Genomic DNA, 22,066 nt, shown 5'->3' with positions numbered 1-22,066 from the left:
TCCCTAACGGTCGATCCACAGCGCCATGAACTCACTTCGTGAGTGAACCCCAAGACGTTTGAAGATCTGTTTGACGTAGTCGTGGACGGTTGTCGCCGCCAAGGCGAGCTCGTGTGCGATCGCCTTCTCGGAGTGTCCCTCGCGTAGGAGGTCGACGACGCTCTTGAGGCGTGGAGAGAACGCCTCGGCCTCACGACGGCGCCTGATCTTGGGGGTCTGTTCCTCGAATCGGAGGATCCACCGGTTGAGTCGTGCCTGGCGTCGAAGGTCGATCCGAAGCTCGTGTTCTCCGCGGAGGACTCTCACCACAGTTGACGTGTGAAGGCGTGACTCTTCGGTACTTGAGAGGCGCTTGATTCGGTCGAGAAGTGACTCCGGTAGGTGGCGCGTTCCCAGTCGCTTGATCGGGAAGTAGCGCGCCAAGAGAAGCTCAGTCGTTGGACACGCGATCTGAACCGCTCCATCACTATTCGCGATCGCAAAGCCCTCCCGTGAGTTCCGCGACTGCGCAAGGTTGTCTGCAAGCCAGACCCAGTCGGCGAAGCGCTGCTCCAATTCGAAGGCGTGGGTGAAGTGCTTCTCGTAGATCTCAAGCGCGCCGACCTCCGCGCTCTTGAATCCACGTCGGCTGCGGCTAATCGTGACGCCGAGGGCCATGGGGGCCGGCATGGGAGCACAGACGACCACTTGATCCTCCACTCCCATCTTCGCGTAGACGTGATGGTAGAGATCCAGAGCCTTCCACTCCCGGTTCGTCAATAGCCGGGAGACCGTATGGACTCCGAAGTCTCCATTCAGGCGCTGACGTTGGATGCCGGGGTGCTGATGCTGAAGACGAAGGAAGTCCGATTTCACTGCGGCTAGTGCAGCGTGACCATCGTCTGCCGCGAATTCGACTCGGCTCGAAGCAGGATCGATCTCCGTGTAGACGTTGAGCTCCCCTGGGACGATCGCGTTACTCGTACGGATCGCACGAGCGGAGAACTCCTCGGCGCCGTTGATCGAGTGTAGGTCCGAAATGGCGTCGATCAGGCTACGAAGGATGGCTGATGGTAGCGGCGAGGTCATTGTTGTTTCGGGGTGCGAGCCCCGACGCAGAGCACCATCGGGAGGCTGACCCCCTGATCAGGGGGGTCGATAATGCACGTGGATGAGCGGATTCTATGGGAGTCGAATCTATGCATGCTTCTTCGCGTCCTGTCTTTCAACCGCGACCGCTCGTTTCGCTTGCGGGTGTTCGTTCGTCAGCAAGTCGCTCGGCGAATGATAGACGGCCACGATCGTCGAGACGACGTGGTTGTGAGAGATCGCAAGCATATGCGCTCGCGCTCGGCGTCAGCGAGTCATCAGGCCCCGCACTAGAAAGTAGAAAATTGGCGGTCCTGAGTCAGCAGTTACGTGCGCAGGAACGAACAGCCCATCAAGCACTCGAGCGGGACAACGTTCTCGTCCGGACCAGATCAAATCACAGCCACGAGCTGAACAGCGAACACCATCGTCGATGCCTATCACCGCAATCTCTCCCGCCCAGGACTCGATGGGCCCGACCAGGTCTGCTTCCCGGGCCAGGCCCTCCTTGCGCTCAGGGAGATGGAAGCGATCTTTGCAAACGCACGCCACGCGCGTTGCCGTTCTCGCGATCGGCCTTTGCGTCAATCGTCCTGTCCGACGAGCCTTTGGTCTCTTGAACCGTCGATTCGGGTGGGTCGCGTCTGTCTTCGTGATGTACCCGGCCACGGAGAGGTACGCGGCGGCGATCGTCTATCCGAGAACGATACCACGTCGGAAATGGAGCCCGTTCCCCGTCATGCTCATCAAGCAGGAAGGCCGGTGGTGCGTGGTTTGCGCGATCAGCTCCTTCGAGGACGAAGTTCGCGTGGCGACCAAGAACTGCCTCGAGACCCTTCTCCGTCGAGCACAGGCGATTCAGCGAGAGCTCCAGGCCGAGCACCTGACGTTCTCCGGAATCCTGCCCGGGGTAATGGAGAAGAACGACGTTCCTCACGACGGACAAGAGGCGCAAACAACGGTTCTTGTCGTGGCGGATGCCATTGCCAAGGTGTCCGCGCAAGTCGGCCATGACGAGGACACGCCGGTGATCTTGCTTGGCGCGAGCGGCTACATCGGAACACGCCTCAAGGTGCAACTTCAGGGTCGTGAGGTTCACGCGGTCGATCCGAAGTCCAACCAGTCGACGCTGCCCGAGTCTCTCCGGGGACAGTGCGCACTACTCGTCAATGTGGCCAGCCGCCGGGCGCTCGCGGGACACCTGTCAGCGCTCTGGGAAGGGCTCGTCCTCCTCAATGAAGTCTATCCCGAGCCTTCGCGGAAAGAACGACTGGAGCTCCGGCGGATGGGCATACCGGCGTTTCACGTCGTGGGCGTGGAGGCGACTGCGTTCCCGCCGTTTCCCGGGGCCTACCGCGGCGGTGCGCCCTGCTGCGCGGCCATCCCATCACCCGGCTTGCGCGCAGTGATACAGGAGCTCTAGCTCACGTCTTTCTCTCGAACCCTGACTCTCTCTAACACGGACTCTTCCATGGATCGCATCACATTCACGCTCTTGTTGTTCGCACTCGCCCCGGCGTCTGCCTCCGCACAGCGCTTCTCCCAATGCCATGACCTCTACGCCACAGGAAACCCAGGCTTCGGTCTGGGCAAGGAGGCGTCCATTGACGGCGACCTCGTGGCCGCAGCGGGGTCCTTTGGCGGGGTCGCCTTCTTCGACCTGTCGGCCCCGGGGAATGCGCCGACAGATGTGTTCCTGCCGAACGTCAGTGGATTCCCCAGCAACATGGGCCAGGCGCTGGAGCTGGAGGGAGATCGCGCCGTCGTCAGCGGGCTGGCCGCCGATGATCGCGTCCTGGTGTTCGATCGCACCGCGGGCGTCTGGGGCTTCGACCCGACTCCGATCCAGGCTCCTGCTCCGATGCCGGGGGACGAGTTCGGATTCGACGTCGCACTCGGAGGCGACTGGATCGCTGTGGGGGCTCGCAAGGACAACACGCATGGATCAGATGCAGGTGCCGTTCACCTGTATCGACTCATCGCCGGAGACTGGACGTTTCAGCAGACGATCTACCAGCCGTCTCCGGCGCCCGCTGCGGTATTCGGCCACGCAGTTGCCTTGGACGGCCCGTACTTGCTCGTTGGGGCTCCGAACACTGGAGTAGGAGGAGCAACTGCTGCTGGAAAGGCACACTTCTACGAGCTTGATTCCGCCACGCAGACGTGGACGCACGCGACCGACGTGATCTCCCAAGCCCCGGGGAATGTTCGACAATTCGGACTCACAGTGGATCTTGATCTGGAAGGACCAACCCCTCGTGCCGCGATTGCCGAGAACCAACTCATCGAGGTCTGGGAGCAACAGTTCGGTTTCTGGCTCATTTCTCAGCGACTCCTGGGGTCCGATGTGGCCCTGACCAGTCTCGGGATCAAACTTGACCTCACGGGGTCAAGGCTCGTCGCCGCCGGCTACTCAAGCGCGGCCGGCACTGGGCTGGGCGCAGTCTACTCCGCCGATGCCACCGGGATGTTCTCGTTCTCCAAGGCGCTCAGCCCGGCACGCTCGTTCAACGCCCAGCAGGTCGCGTCCTCCGTGGCCGTGGACGGCGACACGGTCCTGGTCGGATCACGGGCCTTTGACGTACCACTGGGCAACGCTGGTGTCATTCAGGTCTTCCAGGAGCACGACTTCGAGTACGAATCGATCGGCTTCAGTGGCGCTTGCCCATGCACCAATAGCACTGCGGTCATTCGCGAGGAAGGCTGCCGCAATTCCAGAGGCTATGGCGGCCACCTGGTCGGTTGCGGCTCGGACTCCGCCGCGGCCAACGACTTCGGCCTGATCGCACGGGGGCTGAACCCCAATGCCCTGGCCATCTTCTTCTCAGGCACAGATATTCTGACAGCGCCCGCGGCCCAGGGCGACGGTAGCCGGATCACCGGTGGCGCGCTTCGCAGAATCAGCATCACCGTGAGCGACACAGCAGGACAGATCAATCTCGGGGGCTTGATCCAGGACAACAGCTGGCCGGTCGGACAGACCATCGCCGTGCAGGCCTGGTACAGAGACGCGGGCGGTCCTTGCGGCAGCGGCTACAACGTGACCAACGGCGTCGCACTGACCGTTCAGCCCTGAGGAAACAGCATCAGCTCCCCGGGGCCAACGGCCTGGGGGGCCATCCTTGACGGTCCCGTGGCACTCACCTGTGTCCTGCGGCGTTGACTCCGGGTGCACCAGGTCATGACACTCCAATCCGCTCCCCACTTACTCCCGTTGACACTTCCCATTGCCGTCATCGCGGTGAACAGCACGGGCTTTGAGACGACGGATAGGTAGTCCAAGCGGGGTGTCACCACAGCCGTCACCCTGGCCTGAAGCCCGATTCTGCACCACCCCCTCCCGTACAGGGCACACCGCAGCTCCCGAGCGGCCATCGGGCTCTTCGTTGAGCCGAACTCGCCCGATTTCCCCCTCTACGAACGGCACCGCCGGTTCGCTTCACCACGACTCGACGCCAGCACCCTCCGCAAGGTTGCTGGCTGTGTCCATTTCATCGAACCCGACGGCCCGCGCGACGCTTTGCTGCTGCGCCCTACTTCCCGAAATCCAGCCGCCCCTGTCGAGGCGGCATGGGTATTCGGACCTCGGGCTCTGCCGGTTGGGAATGGCTCGGCCCTGGCGATGACGGGGCTCCCTCACCCAGCGAGTCGGATGATCTCCTCGCCGCCGCTCTCACCCCCTCCAGCACCTTCCGCGCTGTCTCCGGATCTGTGATCACGGAGATCATGTGCCTGCGCCCGCGGCAGCGCGGGCGCTTGAGAACATCTTCCGAAAACACCCGCTTCAGAAGATCTGCCCAGCGGATGTACCTCTGGTCCTTCCTCGGCTCCCCCGCACTCTTCGCGGCGTCTTCATCGGCGACGTCCACATCCTTCGGCTCCTTCCGAACCACCGGACGCGGCACCACCAGATCACGCAATGATGAGGCCCGGGCTAGCACTCCCTGATACGTCAGCTGATGCTCGCGCGGATGCGGCGCGAGCGCCGCCAGTCGAGCCATGAACTGATACGGCGTCATGACGAAACCTTTGGTCCCATCACGCCAGGCCTTGCGCAGCAGCCACGAGACCATCCCATCGGGACGGACATCGAAGCGTTCCAGACTGATGGCGGGTCTTGTCACGTAGCGGCAGAGCTTCTCCAGTTGCGCCCGCTGGCCCTTCCGGATCAGCGCACGCAACGAGAACCCGTCAGCATTCACCACCAGTGGAGGCGGCACGTACTGACTCCCCCAACCCGACGAGTGGAACGCCCTGGCAAGATCAGGGTCGATGAGGCGCTTCAGCGGGCGGCCTGCGGCCTCTCCCAACGGAATCAGCGACTTCACTGATGCCGCTTTCAGGCCTGGGAAGAGGGAACCCTCACGCGCATCCCCGAAGTCGAGCAGCGGTGACTCATCCGCGCCCGCGTCCGCGTACTCGCAAGGGGGTTCGTCCCCTTTGCGTAGGGGCAGAAATGAGCTCAGCCAGCACTCTTGGGGAGGGTGCTGCCTGTCGGTAGTGGTGAAGCGAACCGGTGGTGTCGGTCGCAGAGACAGAACCGGGAGTGGTGAGCTCAGCAAGGTGCTCGATGGGCACTCGGGCGCGACCGTGTGCTCGGTGGGGAAGGGAGGTGGCGCGCAATCGGGCCTCAGGCTACGGTGAGGCGCGTGTCGACACCCCGCTTGGACTTCCTATCCGTTGCTGCTTTCTCGCTCTAAAGGTTTCTTGATCTTCGCTGCTCTCGCGGCGCTAGGGGTCCTTGCAATGATCGTCTTGGCTCGGGGCGCTGTGGATGGCGGCGAGGACGGCATTCGGCGAAAGACAGCCGGTCAGTTCGGCAACGTCGTCAGCATGAGCGAGGATGCGCCCGGGACGAGATCCTCTGTTGCAGCGGAGCCTGCTTCTGAACCTGACGGATCGTCCGCGTCAGTCCTGTTGCAGGACGAGGTCGAGGAAAGCGGCATCCTCGATCTCACGGTCAAAGTTCACGGTCCGTCTGTTCCGAAGGAAATAGCTGGGGAGTTGTTCTTCCCTGAGCGGCAGGGGCAGCGCCACGATCGAGTCCGGTTCGATCTCGATGCAAGCGGGCAAGCGAAGCTCCGGCTGGCTCCAGGGTCTTGGGTCTTGCGCCTCAGCCAGCTGCCAGACTTCTTCCGCAACGTTCACATCCGCGTAGGGCAGACCTCGACCGTGGAGGTTGAGACGTCCCTCGAGGGCACGATCAACGGGAAGGTCACTTCGAGGGATGGGAGGCCCATTCCAGGCGCAACGATTGCTTTCTCTGCCCCCATCGTTGATGGCAGCCGCCTTCCGGCTGCCGAAGCAAGCGCCACGGGTGAGTATGAGCTTGCCGTTGAGGCTGGAGACACCACAGTCGTTGCCTACGCGCCCGGTTTCGGGGCTTCCTCGCACAACCTCTGGATTCACGCGGGCGACACGGAGACCGTGAATCTTGTCCTGGATCGCGCGGGGTCACTGCAGGTCCTCGTGCTCGATTCCAATGGCAAGCCTGCAGCCGGGTGCGTCGTTGTTGCTGGTGCGCTCGACCAGTACAGCCCCGTGAGGCAGCGGTTCGGACCCGACAGTCAAGTGGGTCGAACGGGGGAGGATGGGATTGTGGTCCTTGAGGACGTCTGCGCCACGACGACTTTGGTCGAGGCTCGCCTTGAAGGCCACCAGAATCAAACGCGCACCCTCGTCGTTGACGAGGGGGCGATACCGTCTCTGACAATGGAACTCGAGGCGAGCTTCGAGCTCTCGGGGGTTGTGCTGGATCACCAGGGCAACCCCGTGAATGGGGCTCAGGTGGGTGTCTACGACGAGGATGGAGAGATGTCGGAGGTCTTTAGCGGTGAAGACGGGCGCTTCGTCGTCACCCAGCTTCGGACCCGGACTGGGATGGGCTGGGCCCGGCATGCGGCGAAGGGCAACGCGCGCTTTACCTACGACAACAACGCGGCTGAATCGCTGACCGAAGTCGTCCTCGAGATGAGCGATCCTGTCATGGGCGAGGTCTTCGACGAGAAGCGAAGCGCCGTCCCTGGCGCTGAGGTCTCTGTGAACTTCAAGGACGAAGCCGGCCATGTCTTGCCATGGCAGTGGATCAGTGCGTCGGGCGAAGACGGGAGCTTCAGCGTTCCGAACTGTGACCCGCGTTGGATCATGTCGATGATCGCCTCTGCGAAGGGCTACCGGCGAGTCGCCCTGACGTGTCGAACGACCGACGACGTCGGCTTGCTCATGCGGTCGAAGATTACCGACTCGCGAGTCTTCGGGAGGGTCGTCGATTCGGCCGGTGCGCCCGTCCCCGGCGCCCTTGTCGGGCTTTCTTCTGTTGTGGAGTCCAACAGTCCGGCCAGCTACTCAGGCCGGAACGGGGAATTCTCATTCCCACGCGTGCCCCGTGGACAGTTCTCCATCATCGTTCAGGACTCCGATCATGCCCGAGGCATCTTCCGCGGATTCGATGCCGTGGGGGGAGAAATCGACATTGGCGATCTCACGGTTGAAGAGGGAGGAGCCGTGTCGGTCCAGGTTGTGGCCACCGGTGAGGATGGGTGCTCCGCTGCTCTCGCCTCGCTGATTGACAGAAAGGGCAACACGTGCGCGAAGTTCTTGGTTGCTGACGGCCTCGGCAATTCAGGGAGGGTCCCCCTCGGCGAGTACTCGCTGACCGTGACGGCTAAGGGATACGCGACGAGCGCTGTCGATGTGTCCGTTGGCTCAACCCACGAAGTGAGCGCTGAAGTTGTGCTCCATCCTGGTGAGCTCGTGCAGATTGCCGCCTATCCGCCTGCGGAAATGCCAGAGCACGAGCGAATACGATTCACGCTCTTCTCGAGCTCCGGAGAGGTCGCTTCCTTCTCATGCCGAAGGCAGTCGATCCGACCCGTCTATACGACCCAATTCGGCGTGGGGCCAGGGGACTACTGGGTCGAGGCCGAGGGCGCGGGCTGGCGAGGGCGCCAGTCGCTGAACCTAAGCACGCTTGAACTGGTCAACGGCGCCAAGACCCTGGAGATCCAGTTGTCCAAGGACGGTGGCCGATGAAGAGCGCTCCGACGACGAGGACGAAGCATCCGGGGACACCGTCCGTTCAGGCATGCAGCGTGGGCGCTTGCTCTCGTGGGATGCTTGGGCGGCTGTCATCCCGGAGACTCAGACCCGGGGGAAGGCGCTCTTGGTGAAGGGACGTACGTAGATCACGTGGCGCCCTTCGGTCCAGGTGCAGGGCACCAGTGACTTCACCGAGGCAGCCTTCAGGGCCGAAAAGAACCCATTATCACGCGCGTCGCCAAAATCGAGAAGCGGCTGCTCATCAGCGCCCGCGTCCGCGTACTCCCAAGGGGGTTCGTCGCCTTTGCGTAGGGGCAGACCGAGTGCGATCGGGTCGAGGGAGTGGAAGTGAAGATTTAGACCCAACGAGGGTTCCAAGCGCTGCGTCGAGTTCACGGCGCCAACGTCGAGCCGGACCGGGGAGTCAGGAACGGAAGGTGCGGCTTTCTCTGGCTCGCTCTCTGGGTCGCCCTCAGGGTCGCCTTGCACTTGTTGCTGCTGACGATCCAGGGTCACTTGTCCGCGGCGTTTGTAGGAGGCAGAGACCGCGCGAATGTGTGCCCGCGTGACCTCTCGGCAGAGCTCCGCGTTCATCGCCATCGCCAGGCGTAGCGGCCTGGGGACCGTGAGTACCCACTGGCGCACATCAACATCGGGGAAGACCCTGTCGACGAGGTGCGCGGCCGTCTGCGCCATCTGGCGCCCGCCGCAGGAGGAACAGAACCTTCGACCCTTACAGGAGAACGGCACCATCGTGTCCGTTGCGCAGGAGGGGCAGCGGAGACGGCTGACGCCGAACGCTGGATCGCCGCATTCGAGTAGAGCCTCGAATTCCTGGATGACGTACTGCGGCAGGGAACGACCGCCGTGCTCGTCCTCGAACTCCGCGAGGAAACCGGGAAGGTGGGCCCGGACAAAATCCAGACGAAATTCTGGAGCGGCGAGCGGCACCCCGTGACCCTGAAGATGTCCGGCGGATCGTCCATTCCAGAGGAACGGACCGGTCAAGCTCGAAGCGGTTTGCGCGTATCGCTCCATGCAAGACTCTTCGCTGGAGAGCACCCTGAACGAGATGACCGACTTCAGCGTGCTCACGATGAACGGCAAAGTCTTCCCGCACCTGGAGCCGCCGGTGATGCAAACCGGCCAGCGCGTTCGCATTTGCATCGGCAATCTGTCCGCGATGGACCATCACCCGATCCACCTGCACGGGGTGGAGTTCTACGGGACGGCCATCGACGGCGCGAGCGTTCCCGCCGAGCAGCAGCGCAAGCGCGTCACCGTTCTGGTCGGCGTCCGGCGGGATGGTCGGCCTTCTGAAGGTCCGCGACGACATGACCGATGGGCAGCTCCAGAGAAACGAAGATTCAGGCTGGTACGAGGAACCGGCCGGGTCGATGGCTCGACCCGCGAGCGCGGAAGAAGTGGCGCGCGACATCCAGGGATGACCGCTGCCAGGAAACGTATTCTCCGGCGCTCCCTGTTAGTTTACGGAGACATGAACCGCGCCGCTCTGACCGCCATCTTTGCACTCGTCTCCGCGATAGGACTCTTCTTCCTCTCAGCCGGCGACCGTGTCAACGAGGATTCCCATCGCGGGATCGCGAAGCTACCGCGCATGGAGGCGGACTCGCAGACCGTGATCCCCGGCGTCCCGCTGCCGTCCCTGCGCGAGGAATCGACAGGGCGCGTGAGTGCGACGAATCGAACGGCCGAGGAACCCATGCCGTGGAGACGCTCGCAGGCGGAAAGGGCCGTCGAGCGGGGCGAAGATCCGCCCGGGTTCGGCCTCCTGCGGATCGAAGCGCTCCGGCATGGCGTTGATGTCACGGACATCTCGGTGCAGCTGCGGGGAACGGCGGACTCCATCCATGCTCCCTCGGAGAAGGGCCACTGGTCATACTTCGTTCGCACTGGCTCCCACGTCCTCATCGACGTGACCGACGAGACCACCGGTTGGGTCCAGACGGAAACCACGTTGGCGCCTGATTCAGGGGAGGACCGGACTCTGGTAGTGGAACTTCATCCACCGCAGATCGACGGCGAGATGCTGCTGCGGCTGGTGTCCAGCGCGGACGGTTCGCCCGTGGCGAAGGCTCAGGTGATCTCGGTCTGCAGCGACCCGCCTGATCTGAAGGACGGAGAGAGCGATGCCTCCGGTCGAGTTCGTGTGCCGAGAGGGCCAGGCTTCCGCTACGTCGTCACGGCGCCCGGCTTCACGGGGCTGGAGCTCCCCGCCTTCCCCCCCACGGCCCTCGCCTTCCAGACCCTGGAGCTCCAGGCCGTGGCCCAGCTGTACGGCTCCGTCGATCCCGACCTTCATGGACGCGGCTCGATCGAAGTGAGCCAGCCCGTGGTCGATCCCGGGGGATCCGGAGTGACCTCCCGTCGCGCCATCACCTCGGCGGGGATCGGAACGGGGGGCCGCTGGAGGACGGGCGATCTCACCCTTCCGAACGGAGTCGAGGCATGGACCGGCCTCCATGTGGACCTGGTCGCCAGCGGCGTCCGAAGGTCCCTCGCCCGGGGACTGACGGTCGCGCCGGGGGACCGAATTGAAGTCCTGGACCGCTTCACCTCGGCTGCCCCGGGCGTGCTGGAGTTCACCTATGCGTCCGGCCATGCGCTCGCGAAGGACGTGAAGGTCATGCTTCGAAGGAACTCGGGGACGATCCCAACGGAGAGTCGAACGTGGAGTGGCTGGAAGGCGCACTGAACGAGGCGGGCCGGATCGAATTTCCCTCGCTGCCGCTGGACAAGTGGACGGTTCAGATCGATCACCTGAAGGCCCTCGAACTGAACGTCACGGGGGAGCCGCTCCAGACGATCGTCCTGGAGAACCACGCGATGCTGTCGGGCCGAATCGTGAGGCGGGAGGAAGACCCGGAGCTGCTCTACCCTCTGCTGAGCGATCAAGTCATATCCCTGAGGATCGGCGAGGGCGAAGCGACCTTGAGCCTGATGAAGAGGTGCAAGCCGGACGGGAGCTTCCGTTTCGATTTCCTGCCCACAGGCGTCCAGGCCGAACTTCAGGTCCGGTCCAAAGAGGGCACCGTGGAGGGCCAAGGCGTCCTCGCCCAGACCGGCAGTACAGGGCTGACCCTGGAGTTCGACGGGGGGCCACGATCCCGAAGCGTGTTCCGCGACGACGGGTCCTTCGTGAGCGAGCCCATCCGTCGCTGAGCCGACGACGCGGAACAGAAAGGAACTCGCAGCCGGAGCAAAACTCCATTTTGCTCATCGTTCGATGTCCCCGGCGAATTCGCTGACTCGGTCGAACCAACCCGCTACTCGTTGGAGCGTGTGGTGCGTTTTGCCGTGTGGTGCAGATAGTCCGGGCGCAGCAGCGTTCCACGCGTGTAGGTGACGGTGAGATTCCGGAACAAAGAGGTGGTCGGGATAGCGGAGCATGGACGCCTCGCATACGCCTCCATACCCACCCTCCGTGATCGACGCGACGACCCGGCCAAGAAGTCTCCGAGTCCCTCGCGTTCCAACGGTTCCGTTTCGCGGCGATTGAATCGAAGAAGCTTCTCCTGCGACGATGGGCGGATGCCCATGGATTGGATTCGCTCTCAAACTCTTCCCACGCAGAACGCGGTCCTTCTGGGCATCGCTCTGCTCGCCGTCCTCGTGGTCTTCGCTGGACTGCGCCTCGTGCTCCTCGGCGGCATCGCCCGCTCGCTGGGAGGGAAGGACCGGCCGGCCTCCGTTCGTGCGACGGCGCAGGTGCTTGCGCAGAACCTGAGGCTGCTCCTGCTCTTCGCCCAGATCGTTCTCCTGCTGGCCATCGGCGCGGGAGCGGCCTTGGTCTGGGTTCGGGGGACGAATCTCATCGAATGGGGAAAAGCGAGGCTCGCCTCGCTCCCGGAGGGCTTTTGGCAGGACTTCGGGATCGCCCTCGGACGCGTGGCGGTCGCCGCCATCGGACTGGCGATCCTCTTGCGGGGAGTGCGCAGGGCCCTCGCATGGGCGACCGCACGGGCCAAGGCATGGGAGGGGCTGCGCGCGAACGACGAGAGCATCGAGGGATTCTTCGCGCTCCTCGCGACGCTGATCCGGCTCGGTGCGTGGCTGGCGTTCTTCGTCTGGGCGGCGGCGGACCTCGGTCTGGTGGAGAGCTGGGTGACCGCGCTCGGCGTCGCCCTTCGGATCTTCATCATCGTCGCGCTAGGCGTGCTCGCCTGGCGCGCGATCGACGCGGTCGTCGTCAGCCTCGACGCCCTCAGCCGCAAGTACTCGTCGCCGAACAACCTCCTTCGCTTTTACGACCGACTCCAGCACCTCGTCCCCGCGCTCCGGCGGACCCTGGAGTGGGCGCTCTGGATCCTCGTCGGCACGCAGGCGCTCCGTCAGATCGATGCCTACAGCTCGGCGGCGAGCACCTGGGGTCCACGCTTCGTCCGCGTGGTCGGGATCCTCTTCCTGGCGCGCGTCGCGGTCGAGGTCTCCAAGATCGTCGTCCAGCAAAGCCTTCTGCGCGACTCGAAGCTCTCGCGAGAGGCACGGCAGCGCCGCTCCACGATCCTCCCCCTCATCGAAAGCGTCATTCAGTACATCGTGTACTTCGGCGCCGCAATCATGGTGCTGGAGGCCCTCGGTCAGGACCCCACGCCGTTCCTGGCCGGCGCGGGCATCGTGGGCCTGGCGGTCGGACTCGGGGCCCAGAACCTCGTCAACGACATGGTCTGCGGATTCTTCATCCTCTTCGAGGACCACTATCTCGTCGGCGACTTCGTCCGCATCGGCGACGCGGAAGGCGTGGTAGAGCGCGTCGACCTGCGAACGACGAGGATTCGCGACCAGAGCGGACGCCATCACATCCTTCGCAACGGTTCGATCGAAGCGGTCGTGAACTTCTCGAAGGAGTACGTGTACGCGGTGGTCGACGTCGGCGTGGCCTACGAGTCCGACCTCGATGTCGTGGTGAGCGCCTTGGAAGAGGCGGCCGAGCGACTTCGTGCTCGGTCGACCGACGTTCTGGAGCCCACGTCCGTCAAGGGACTGGATGTCTTCGGGGAGTCCGAACTGACGTATCGAACCGTGACCAAGGTGCGCCCTGGGGCGCACCTGTCGGTCGCTCGGCTCCTGCGACGCATCATCAAGGACGTCTTCGACGAGCGGGGGGTCGAGATTCCCTACGCGCGACGCGTCCTGATCCTGAAGAACGAGACGGTGGTACCCTTCCCGGAACAGGCTGCGGAGGAGCCCGATTCAGAAGAAAGCCCACGATGCCATGGAATTGCCTCGCAGGTCACCTCGCTGTTCATCGAGGAAATCCTCGCGGAGGAAGCGCCACGAGTGCACCGACGCGGGAGAGCGCCCTCACGCCCGGGATGAGCCCTGGCCGGACTTCGACGACGTCTTCGATACAGGTCATGGGCTCATCTGGGTGGCCGGCTACACCCCAGGTGGCTATCCCTTCGGCGTGGACGTGAAGGACCTGCGAGACAGCTCTGCGGAGTCCGAACCGAACCAGGGTTGGGCGCGTGCGCTCGGGGCGATCCGTGCCGCGGTCGCGCACCTGGGACTGAATGAGGCAGAGATCGGCCGCGTGCGCTGGCTCGGTGAAGGCCTGTCGCGTCGAGCCTTCGCAGCCAGGGTGGAGGCGGCGGACTCTGGCTGGCCAGGGGTCCTGGTGGCGCTCGTTCCGCGCGGCCCCAACGATGGGCGCGGTCGTGAGTCGGCCCTTGCGGAGGCGCGCCTCCTGCAGCATCTCGCCGAAGGGGACCGCGACTTCTCCGTTCCTGGCCGCGTGGCATTCGTCCACGGCGCGATCCTCGTGTGCGACCACGCCGGGGGCTTCCCGGTGGATTTGCGAAAGGGCCGCTCATCGATCGACCCCGTCGAACTCGTCGCTGGCGTGGCGGCTGCGATCCATCGGACTTCCCTGGACGGGCTCGACTGGCTGCGCGGCTGTAGCACCCGCCGTGCCCATGGCGAGGAGCGTCTCCGTGCACTCGATCCACTCACGGGAAGTGAGCCGGCCGAAGTGCGCGCGGCGACGACGTGGCTGGGCGAGAACCTGCCGCCCCCGGAGCCGTCGCGACTGATCCACGGCGATCTCCTGGGCCAGAACCTGCTCTACCATCCGGAGCGGAAGACCGCGGTGATCGACTGGGAGTACGCGCGCTTGGGAGATCCTGCCCACGACCTCGCCATCCTCACGGGAGGCGTCAAGCGACCCTTCCAGATCGCAGATGGGATGGCGCAACTCCTGGCCCATTACGCGGTGAGGTCCGACTGCGAGGTTCTTGAAGTGCACGTCCGCTTCCACGAGATCGCCCTTCACCTTTCGCGCTTCCAGGACGCGGTGGCCGGCAAGCCAGGGGCCGAACCGGCCCCTTCCGTGCTGGCGCGCCTCCGGAACCTCCTCCGAGCTGTGAACGCGAGCTGACCGAAGGCGGGCCTGGCCGATGCGCACACCCGGATGCACGTCGAGCCTGGGCCATTCTTGCTGAGGCTCTCCATCCGTCGATCGGTGCCGCAGCAGCGTCAACAGGTTCTCGCGGGCGCCTCCGGTGCCTCCGATCCCTCGGCGACGTCGTACCGCTGGGGCGGTGGACGGATACGCGGAGCGCGTCGCCGTGTACACGCTCGACCTCCGCCGACGTCAATGGATCGGCAGGCAGAAAGACGGGTTCATCACAACCGGATCAGCGGTGGGCTCGGGCGAGACTCCGAGGATCTCCCCGTGTAGCCGAGCTACGGCAGAGGCGGCGGGCGCGAGGGCGAGGGACGCGAGGAACAGGGGAAGAACAGATGGGCGCGTGGGCAAGTCGTGTGGACCGGAGGGAAACGGTCCCGGTTCTGGAGCATGGGAATCGGAGGGGAGACGCACGAAGTAGGCAATTGGTATGCCAACGTGCGTTGCCGGCGGTCTTCTGACCGATCGGACGCGGATGCTGCCCCGAAGTCTCCGTTTCCGAGACACGATCCGCACCTGTCGCGCCGGGAAGCTGATCGGCAGGCGCACAGCTCGTCGGCCCGTCCTGATTGCGCGCGCTCCCATAGACCGGAACGCTGACGCGATTCGCGGCGCCGCGTCGGCATCCCAGCGCTGCCTGAGAACTCGCACGCCATGCGGGCAGTCACGTTCCGCGACCGAGGCTGCGAGTCGGTCCTCCCCAGATGTGACCCGCCACGATCGTGGGGCTAATACTCTGTCGTGAAACGATGATTCCAGACCTCCCGGACGGAGTTCCCTTGGCCGCTAACTGACCATGACGCCTCTCGCACCCTTGTTCCTGCTCGCCGCCGTACCGCAACAGCCGCCCTGCCTGGGCCCGCCCCAGGACGTGGTGCCGCTGTCCTCCTCCACGGCAGGCTATGAGCTCGGTTTCGTCCAGATCGACGGACCCAGCGCCCTTGCCATCGGCCAGAGCTTCAGCCCCTCGGGCGTGGCCTCGGTCCACGTGGATACCTATGAATTCAGCCCCCTGAACGGATTCTGGACCGCGCAGGCGACGTTGACCCTTCCCGGTCGGATCGGTCCGCCGGATGGGTTCGGAAGAACCGTTGACATGGAGGAGGACCGAGCCGCCTTCACCATCCTCGACGCAGGCCAGCTGAGCCTCCTGCTGCTCGAGCGCGACGGCTCGGGCAACTGGGCGATCGACGACATCCTCCCCTCGGCGACGAATGTCATCCGACACGTCCGGCTCTCGGGCGATCGCGTCGCCATGGGCGTCGATGCGAATTCACGCATCGAGATCTGGGCAGATGCCCCGAGCGGCTGGGTCCTCGACGGTGTGATTCAGGAGGATCCGGGCACCGTGTTCAATTTCACGACGGAGTTCGATCTCGAAGGCGATCGGCTCGTGAGCAACGCCACGGCTCGCATGCGGACCTATCGCCGCCAGGCGGCGGGGAGCTGGCTGCTCGAACCGAGCCACCCGAATCCGCCAGGCTACAACCTGGATCCCTGGTTCGAGCCGGTCCTCTTCGCCGACGGCCGCTGGTCCCAGGTGGTTCGGGTGCAAGGCGGGGGAGATGCGATCGGTTTCTGGCGCGTATCCCAGGACGGCTTGCCCACGCGCGCGATCTTCGATGGCGCGTTGCCCTACTCGGTCCTGCCCGGCATGACCGTCCAGACGGACCGAGCCATCCTCGACCGTGGAACGCTGATCGCGAAGTCCGAGTTCGCCGGCTGCTTCTCGACGACGCCAAGCAACCGCCCCGCTCTGGCGGTGATCCGGGTCGGCGAGGGAGACATCCCGCGCTACGAAGGCAGCGTCTGCATGCGCACGGGTGGCTCGACTCCGTCGGTCGTCCTCGGATACGACTACGGAGGCGGCGGGCTCGCTTCCACGGTGACTTTCCCCGGCAGCGGTCTTCCGGATGCCGTGCGATTCTGGAGCCTCGTCGGCGCGGACGACGATCGCAACGCGAACTGCCAGCACGACGGATTCGAGATCGCCCAGAACCCACTCCTCGACCAGAACTCGAACGGCATCCTCGACTCGACCGAGGTCAGGGGCTCGACCGATTGTGTACCGCTCGTGCCCAACAGCTCCGGTTCGATCGCTTCCCTCGAGGTCATCGGGACCGAGTTCCATCCCACGACCGACCTCGGAGCGGTCATCGACGGTCTTCCCGCCCACGCCTTCGGCTTCCTCGCCGTGGCGCGCACGCCGGCACCGGTGGGGCCGTTCGGGATCTACGGCCTCTGCATCGGCTCGGGTCCCATTTCCGCCTTCGGACGCTACCCCGCTTTCCAGGCCGACGGCCAGGGATCCGCGTTCGCGTCCCTTCCCTCCAGCGCGTTCCAGGGTCCTGCCCACGTTCCCGGTGACACCTGGGGCTGGCAATACATCTACCGCGATGGGAGCGGGTTCGGCACGGGCCCGGCGGTCCGAGTGACGCTGGAGTGATCTGAAGCGGCGGGGTTTCCACAGTACCGGCCCTGCTATCCGCGACCCCGCAGACCATCGGCGACCCCAACGTGTCCTTCGGCGATGGGCCGAAGGTCGTGGCCCCCGACGGATAGGAACTCCAAGCGAGGTGTCGACACGCTTACCGTCGCAGTCTGAGGCCCGATTCTTCGCTCCCCCATCCTCACCGGGTGCGCGGGAGCGACCGAGTGGCCATCAGGCTCGTCGCTGAGCCGAACTCGCCCGATTTCCCCCTCTCCGGACGGCACCACCGGTCCGCTTCACCGCGACCTGCAGCCAGCACCCTCCCCGAGAATGCTGGCTGTTCTCATTTCACCGAGCCCGATAGCCCACGCGCCGCTTTTCCGCAGCGTCCTACTTCCCGAAGTCCAGCCGCCCCTGCCGAGGCGGCATCGGTATTCGGACCTTGGGCTCTGCGGGTGGGGAACGGCTCGGCCCTGGCGATGACCAGTCCCCCCCCACCCGGCGAATCGGATGATCGACGACGTCCATGAAGGAGCCGCTCGAGTACCACCAGCACACCGTCAGAGCGTACTTGCAGAAGGAGGACTTGAATTGCCTGTGGGACTACAAGTCGCCAGCGTGGGCCGACGAGTTCCTGGACCTGTCGCGCTGGGCGAGACCTGGGTCCATGAACCCGAAACGATCAGACGCGATCCGTCACGAGCAAGACGACCAGGATCAGAACGAGAAGACCGCCGACGCCGCCGATGGACGCACTCGAGGTGACGGCAGAAGCGACGAGCAGGGCGAGGGCGATGACCAGAAGGGTGTAGAGCATGGGAAAGAGGGTGGGCTGAGTGGGGTAGTGGGTCGATGGAGAGGATGGCCGGGAGCGTCAGGCGATCGCGCGCTCGCTGACGGCGATCTTCAGCTCGGCGGGTTCGTGCGACGTGCCTAGCTTGGCGCCGAGGATGGCCGCAAGTAGAGCGACCATGGCGGCGATGAAAGCCGTCCAGAGAACGGCCTCGCCGTAGCCAGCAGCCGTCTCGGCCATTTCCTTGGCTTCGGTCACGACGGATTCAATTCGAGCGGACATCTTCTTCTCGGCGCCCGCGACGATCGCGTTCACCTCGCTTTCGGTGAGGCTCGTACGCGAAGCGATGATGATCTTCGCCCGATCGGCGTCGCCCGTGATGAGCGCCATGGCGACCCGCTGGGTGGTCTCGGCGTCGAATTCCTCGAGGGCGGTCCTGACCTCATCGGAGCTGGTCTCACCGCCGCCGAGCTGGGCGAGATAGTCAGCTGATCCGCTCTTCACCTCGTTCATCGCATCACGCGCCATCGTCTGCGCTTTCTCCACCGACTCCGAGTTCTCCAGCTTCTTGCCGAGGCTCTCGAGGACCGAATCCACGTCGCCTTCGTCCAGCTCGGTGTTGCGGGTAAGGATTTCCTTGGCCTTGCCCATGTCCCCCGACGCGAGGGCGAGCGAGAGGTTGCCGTAGGCGGTGTTGTTCAGGCCTTCGAAGGCGTCGGAGACTTCTTCGGCAGTGGCGCCGCCGGCACCGTCGACCTGACCGACTTCTTCCGCGACCTGACGGCGCACCGCTGCTCCGACTTCATCACCGAGATCGGCGATCGCTGACCCCGCCGTGGTGGCGATGTCCCCGGCGCCGCCGAGAACGCCCGATGTCACGGACCGCGTGGCGGAAGCCGCGCCGCTCGCGACGGCTTGACCTGCGCTCAGAGCGTTTTGCGCGCCCGCAGAGGCGAGAAGCACCGTGGTGATCGTGCCGAGGCTCCATACCGTCATGCCGTGCATCATGCCGACGCGGTCATCCACCGTTCCGGAAAGGCGGGCGGCGACAAGGGCGCCCACGAAGTAGGCGATCAGCCAGGAAAGGATGAACCAGAGAACAGCTGCGATGCCGAAACCCTGGCTGAGCGCTTCGACGTCGTCGATGTCCGCAACGGATAGACCGAATGCGCCGCCGAGCAGCATGAGGACCCAGCCGAGGGCGGTCGTGAGGGCGAGACCGGAGAGAAGCGCCCCCCAGCTGACGTGGGAGCGTTCGGGCAGGGGTTGGATCGCAGTAGTGCGGGAGTAGGAGGGCATGGTGTGCTGGTGTTGAGGGTTCCAGGAAGGGTGGGAAAGCGTCGACGATTCGACCGAGCATCGCTCGCGTGCGCACAGAGGAACGCGCGCGCCTTTCCCGCATGTCTCACTCCCGTGAGAAGCGCTTTAGCCGCGCGACGCTGAGGGTGCATTGCGTGATGGCCTCGCGCCTTCGCCGTCTCAGCCACTTCCAATGCCGAACCCATGCTCCGTCAATGCCCGAAGTCAGTGTGCAGGTCGTCGTGATCTGAGTTCGTGGCCAGCATCGGCGGCCTCATCAAGCCTTGAGGCCCAGCTAAAGGCCCTTCTCCAAACTACGGTGCAAGTCCGGCATGGGAGCCCATGGCCGGACTCGCTCCATTTCTCTCCAGCCGAGTCCCCTCCTCCATGAAGCACTCCTCTCAAAGCCAGGCCTGGACCCTGGGCGCCGCCCTCATCGGAACCATGGCGGGCCTCGCCACACGCCGACTCATGGCCGAAGCCTGGGAGGCCACGCAGGACAACCCTCCACCAGCGAACCCAGCTGCGGAAGATGTCACGTGGGGCGACGCGCTGACCTGGGCCGCCGTAAGTGGACTTGCGGTGGCCGTGGCGCGCGTGTTTGCCAAGCGCTCTGTGTCGAACGCCTGGAAGCGACGGCATCGCGAACCGACCGTGGAATGGACGCGCTCCGAGCTCCTCTGAGACCTGACGCTCGATGGCTCTTCAAAGGAAACCGCGTGGAATTCCTCGTTCCGAGACCTTCGAGAACACCGTCCGATCGCTCTCCGTCGCGACCAGCCCGGCGCTCGAAGAGAACGCGCTGGCCGTGCCGCTGAATCGGATGGTGGTCCTAATCGCAGGCGACCACTCCCCTCGCTCGAACGTCGCGTGCTGTTCGATCTCCACGCGAGCGGAAAGGGGCTCATCCGGATGAAAGATGAACCTCTCGGTCATGGCATGCCCGTGGTTCAGGTCGATGGCGTCCATCCACTCCATGACAGGGTCACCGGCCGATCTGCGTCGAGGGACATGAGGTAGAGCGTCTCCCCGATTCGAAGATCGCGTTCGATCAAGTTATCTTTCGAGCTGAGCCTCGCACGTATCCGCCTGTCCAGCCAGCAGGCGACAGTTCACGATCCGCTCCTCGAAGGCGGGGTGCGTGATTCGCAGTACGTAGTCTCCGGGCGGATGCGCCCATGTGACCGCGCGCTCGCTGTTGATCGGGACACGCTCCTTGCGTACGCGCGGCAGCTCTCCCCGCCGCCTTCCGGCCGCCCCCTTCTCCATCCAGAACAGGAGGGGTCTCCACGGGTTCGGATCGCCCGTCGCTGATCGCCGGCGGATGTGAACGAGCGCGGGTCGAGTCTCTTCCGAGCCCGGCGGTGGACGCAAGGCGATCTGGAGCTGGCCGCCCGTGACGACCGCCGCCTCGACCGGGGTGACGACGCCGGCCTCGACATCGACGCGGTAGGTTTCCTTCTCCAGGCTCAGCATCCCGCCGTTCTGCAGATAGCAGGCAAGCTCGTAGGAACCTGCGGGGAGCCCCTTCAGCCAGTGAAGGTGAACCCCTCGCCCGGTCTCCCGCGCGACCTCGAGCGCGCGGACGTGAACGCCGTCGCGTGTGAGCCGCGTCACCACCGTCTGCATCTCACCACTCACACCGTCGCCCGTGGCACGGATCAGGATCTCTCCCGCCTCCACGGCTTGCGGCATCAGGTCGAGATCGTGGCGCCCGCCGGGCTGGCCGGCGGGCCAGTCCGCCGCGTACATCCGCCCCATGAAGTCCTCGCCCAGAAGCCGGTAGGCGGTGTCCGAGCGCACGGCCACAAGCCTGGTGGAGTTCCTTTGGGAGCCGATCGCATGGAGGTTCGGAAGAACCTTCGACAGGGACCTGGCGTCACCGGGAGTCATCGGCGTGGCCACGAGTCTCCTGATCCCGACGACGGGACCCTTCTCGGCGATCAGGCGCACCACGAGCAGGCTGCCCTCGACGACGATCCGGTGTCCCACGGTGCCGGCCAGAACGGTGTTCCCCTCGATCACTTCCAGGGGACCGTATTTCGTGCGGACTTCGAAGTCCCCGGGAACCAGGCCGCTGAATCGGAAGGCTCCTTCCTCGTCGGTCCGGATCTCCAGTCGCCGATCGCCAAGGACCGAGCCTTCTGCCCCCGCGCCCTGGACCACGGGATCCGTTGCCTCGAAGACGAGTACGCAGCCCGCCAGCGGCTCCCCGCTCCGGAGCGTCGCACGCCCCTCCATGCGATAGCCCGTATCCAGGGGCACGATCCCCACATCCACGGACTCACCCAGAACCAACTGCACCTCCATCATCGGCGAGACGCCCGCGGCGTGGGCCACGACGCGGAATCGATACGAGCCCGGATGCTGGGCGAACACCGCGAACCTCTCGCCGTCCTTCGACCAGCGCAGTGGCTGAGCCAGCGCTCGCTCATCGTCGTCCGTCCAGAGTTCCCCGTAGGCCTGTTGGGGTTGCACGAGGTCCATGGGCTCGAGTTCCCCGACGAGCAGGCACCAGCGCGGGTCCACCGCCAGCGTCGGGTCCGTCAGCAACGCTGGAAGTCGCAAGGGCGCTGGAGGTCGCAAGGGCGCAGATGTCTCCGGACTCCCTTCCGTCGGGAGCAACACTTCGGATCTGCCGAGGGAGAGAACGTCCGCCAGTGGCGCTCCCGCAGCGCTCTCCTCCCCCTTCTCGTCGGCGCCTATCTCCTGCAATGCAGTATCGAGCGGCTGAACAGCCGGCCCCGGTGGGGAATCAAGCACCCAAAACGCGAGCCATGGCACCAGAAGAAGGGCTGGCACCAGGAACCAGCGCCACCGCTTCCGCTGGAACGGCCTTCCTTTTTTGAACGACATACCTGCCTACTCTACTCTGATTCACGTGCCACCCAGAAGTTGGGTCTTCGGTAGAGCCTTCCGTTCGGGCCACTCCTACTCTTCGCCTCTGAAGATCGCTGCCTCGCCGCTCCTCCCTCTTCTTTGGAAGCATGGAAAGCGGTACTTCAGCGAG

16 protein-coding genes are annotated in these 22,066 nt (G+C 64.7%); 9 read left to right on the top strand and 7 right to left on the bottom strand.

All coding sequences use genetic code 11. The features are described 5' to 3' along the window. Positions 1-3: 3 nt before the first annotated feature. Positions 4-759: a helix-turn-helix transcriptional regulator gene (locus Poly30_RS01730; protein WP_419190836.1), complete on the bottom strand. Its 756-nt coding sequence runs from the start codon at positions 757-759 to the stop codon at positions 4-6. 1,048 nt (positions 760-1,807) lie between these two features. Here Poly30_RS01730 and Poly30_RS01725 point away from each other — a divergent pair. Beyond that, positions 1,808-2,491, top strand: a complete 684-nt coding sequence (locus Poly30_RS01725) for a hypothetical protein (protein ID WP_145194297.1) — start codon at positions 1,808-1,810, stop codon at positions 2,489-2,491. A gap of 48 nt (positions 2,492-2,539) precedes the next feature. After that, positions 2,540-4,144 (top strand): FG-GAP repeat protein, encoded by a 1,605-nt coding sequence (locus tag Poly30_RS01720; RefSeq protein ID WP_145194296.1) that lies wholly within the window; start codon positions 2,540-2,542, stop codon positions 4,142-4,144. 457 nt (positions 4,145-4,601) lie between these two features. Here Poly30_RS01720 and Poly30_RS01715 read toward each other — a convergent pair whose 3' ends face one another. After that, positions 4,602-5,396 (bottom strand): transposase, encoded by a 795-nt coding sequence (locus Poly30_RS01715; protein ID WP_419190835.1) that lies wholly within the window; start codon positions 5,394-5,396, stop codon positions 4,602-4,604. A 379-nt stretch (positions 5,397-5,775) separates the two neighbouring features. On the opposite strand from Poly30_RS01715, the gene Poly30_RS01710 reads away from it, so the two are divergent. Then, on the top strand, positions 5,776-8,100 hold the full coding sequence (locus Poly30_RS01710; RefSeq protein WP_145194294.1) for a carboxypeptidase regulatory-like domain-containing protein: 2,325 nt from the start codon (positions 5,776-5,778) through the stop codon (positions 8,098-8,100). Positions 8,101-8,208: 108 nt separating this feature from the next. Here the strand turns inward: Poly30_RS01710 and Poly30_RS01705 are convergent, their stop codons facing one another. Continuing rightward, entirely contained in the window at positions 8,209-9,114 is a 906-nt protein-coding gene (locus Poly30_RS01705) for a transposase zinc-binding domain-containing protein (RefSeq protein WP_419190834.1), read from the bottom strand. A 28-nt stretch (positions 9,115-9,142) separates the two neighbouring features. Between Poly30_RS01705 and Poly30_RS01700 the strand changes: the two genes are divergently transcribed. The 5 genes from Poly30_RS01700 (at position 9,143) to Poly30_RS01680 (ending at position 16,979) form a co-directional block, all read left to right on the top strand. Then, positions 9,143-10,822, top strand: a complete 1,680-nt coding sequence (locus Poly30_RS01700) for a multicopper oxidase domain-containing protein (RefSeq protein ID WP_145194292.1) — start codon at positions 9,143-9,145, stop codon at positions 10,820-10,822. Continuing rightward, positions 10,798-11,289 (top strand): hypothetical protein, encoded by a 492-nt coding sequence (locus Poly30_RS01695; protein WP_145194291.1) that lies wholly within the window; start codon positions 10,798-10,800, stop codon positions 11,287-11,289. Before Poly30_RS01700 ends, Poly30_RS01695 begins: the two co-directional genes overlap by 25 nt. A gap of 375 nt (positions 11,290-11,664) precedes the next feature. Further along, positions 11,665-13,446 (top strand): mechanosensitive ion channel family protein, encoded by a 1,782-nt coding sequence (locus Poly30_RS01690; protein WP_419190833.1) that lies wholly within the window; start codon positions 11,665-11,667, stop codon positions 13,444-13,446. Positions 13,447-13,498: 52 nt separating this feature from the next. Beyond that, positions 13,499-14,503, top strand: a complete 1,005-nt coding sequence (locus tag Poly30_RS01685) for a phosphotransferase family protein (protein WP_419190832.1) — start codon at positions 13,499-13,501, stop codon at positions 14,501-14,503. Positions 14,504-15,329: 826 nt separating this feature from the next. Then, positions 15,330-16,979, top strand: coding sequence for a hypothetical protein (locus Poly30_RS01680; RefSeq protein WP_145194288.1), 1,650 nt, complete (start codon positions 15,330-15,332; stop codon positions 16,977-16,979). Between the two features lie 667 nt (positions 16,980-17,646). Here Poly30_RS01680 and Poly30_RS28025 read toward each other — a convergent pair. Together Poly30_RS28025 and Poly30_RS01675 are read right to left on the bottom strand one after the other, a co-directional pair. Then, positions 17,647-17,781 carry a hypothetical protein gene (locus Poly30_RS28025; protein ID WP_419190831.1) on the bottom strand — a complete coding sequence of 45 codons (135 nt, stop codon included), beginning with the start codon at positions 17,779-17,781 and terminating at the stop codon, positions 17,647-17,649. Between the two features lie 57 nt (positions 17,782-17,838). After that, on the bottom strand, positions 17,839-19,056 hold the full coding sequence (locus Poly30_RS01675; protein ID WP_145194287.1) for a hypothetical protein: 1,218 nt from the start codon (positions 19,054-19,056) through the stop codon (positions 17,839-17,841). A gap of 387 nt (positions 19,057-19,443) precedes the next feature. Here Poly30_RS01675 and Poly30_RS01670 point away from each other — a divergent pair, with 387 nt between their 5' ends. Next, the gene (locus tag Poly30_RS01670) at positions 19,444-19,740 is read left to right on the top strand and encodes a DUF4235 domain-containing protein (RefSeq protein WP_419190830.1); all 297 of its coding nucleotides are present in this window, start codon (positions 19,444-19,446) and stop codon (positions 19,738-19,740) included. 21 nt (positions 19,741-19,761) lie between these two features. Here the strand turns inward: Poly30_RS01670 and Poly30_RS01665 are convergent, their stop codons facing one another. Beyond that, a complete protein-coding gene (locus Poly30_RS01665) occupies positions 19,762-20,025 on the bottom strand; it encodes a hypothetical protein (RefSeq protein ID WP_145194285.1) in 264 nt (87 codons plus the stop codon). 87 nt (positions 20,026-20,112) lie between these two features. After that, a complete protein-coding gene (locus Poly30_RS01660) occupies positions 20,113-21,624 on the bottom strand; it encodes a carboxypeptidase-like regulatory domain-containing protein (protein ID WP_145194284.1) in 1,512 nt (503 codons plus the stop codon). Positions 21,625-22,066: the final 442 nt, after the last annotated feature.

Source organism: Saltatorellus ferox (assembly GCA_007751475.1).
Taxonomy (GTDB): domain Bacteria; phylum Planctomycetota; class UBA1135; order UBA1135.
Note: the sequence above shows the minus strand (reverse complement) of the source record. Positions and strands in the feature narration are given on the sequence as shown.

Bases quoted from the DNA above. Each gene is read 5' to 3' on its own strand.
- Poly30_RS28025 (WP_419190831.1), bottom strand. From the start codon at position 17,781: ATGCTCTACACCCTTCTGGTCATCGCCCTCGCCCTGCTCGTCGCTTCT.
- Poly30_RS01680 (WP_145194288.1), top strand. From the start codon at position 15,330: ATGACGCCTCTCGCACCCTTGTTCCTGCTCGCCGCCGTACCGCAACAG.
- Poly30_RS01725 (WP_145194297.1), top strand. From the start codon at position 1,808: ATGCTCATCAAGCAGGAAGGCCGGTGGTGCGTGGTTTGCGCGATCAGC.
- Poly30_RS01670 (WP_419190830.1), top strand. From the start codon at position 19,444: ATGAAGCACTCCTCTCAAAGCCAGGCCTGGACCCTGGGCGCCGCCCTC.
- Poly30_RS01665 (WP_145194285.1), bottom strand. From the start codon at position 20,025: ATGGACGCCATCGACCTGAACCACGGGCATGCCATGACCGAGAGGTTC.
- Poly30_RS01700 (WP_145194292.1), top strand. From the start codon at position 9,143: ATGCAAGACTCTTCGCTGGAGAGCACCCTGAACGAGATGACCGACTTC.
- Poly30_RS01720 (WP_145194296.1), top strand. From the start codon at position 2,540: ATGGATCGCATCACATTCACGCTCTTGTTGTTCGCACTCGCCCCGGCG.
- Poly30_RS01675 (WP_145194287.1), bottom strand. From the start codon at position 19,056: ATGCCCTCCTACTCCCGCACTACTGCGATCCAACCCCTGCCCGAACGC.
- Poly30_RS01690 (WP_419190833.1), top strand. From the start codon at position 11,665: ATGGATTGGATTCGCTCTCAAACTCTTCCCACGCAGAACGCGGTCCTT.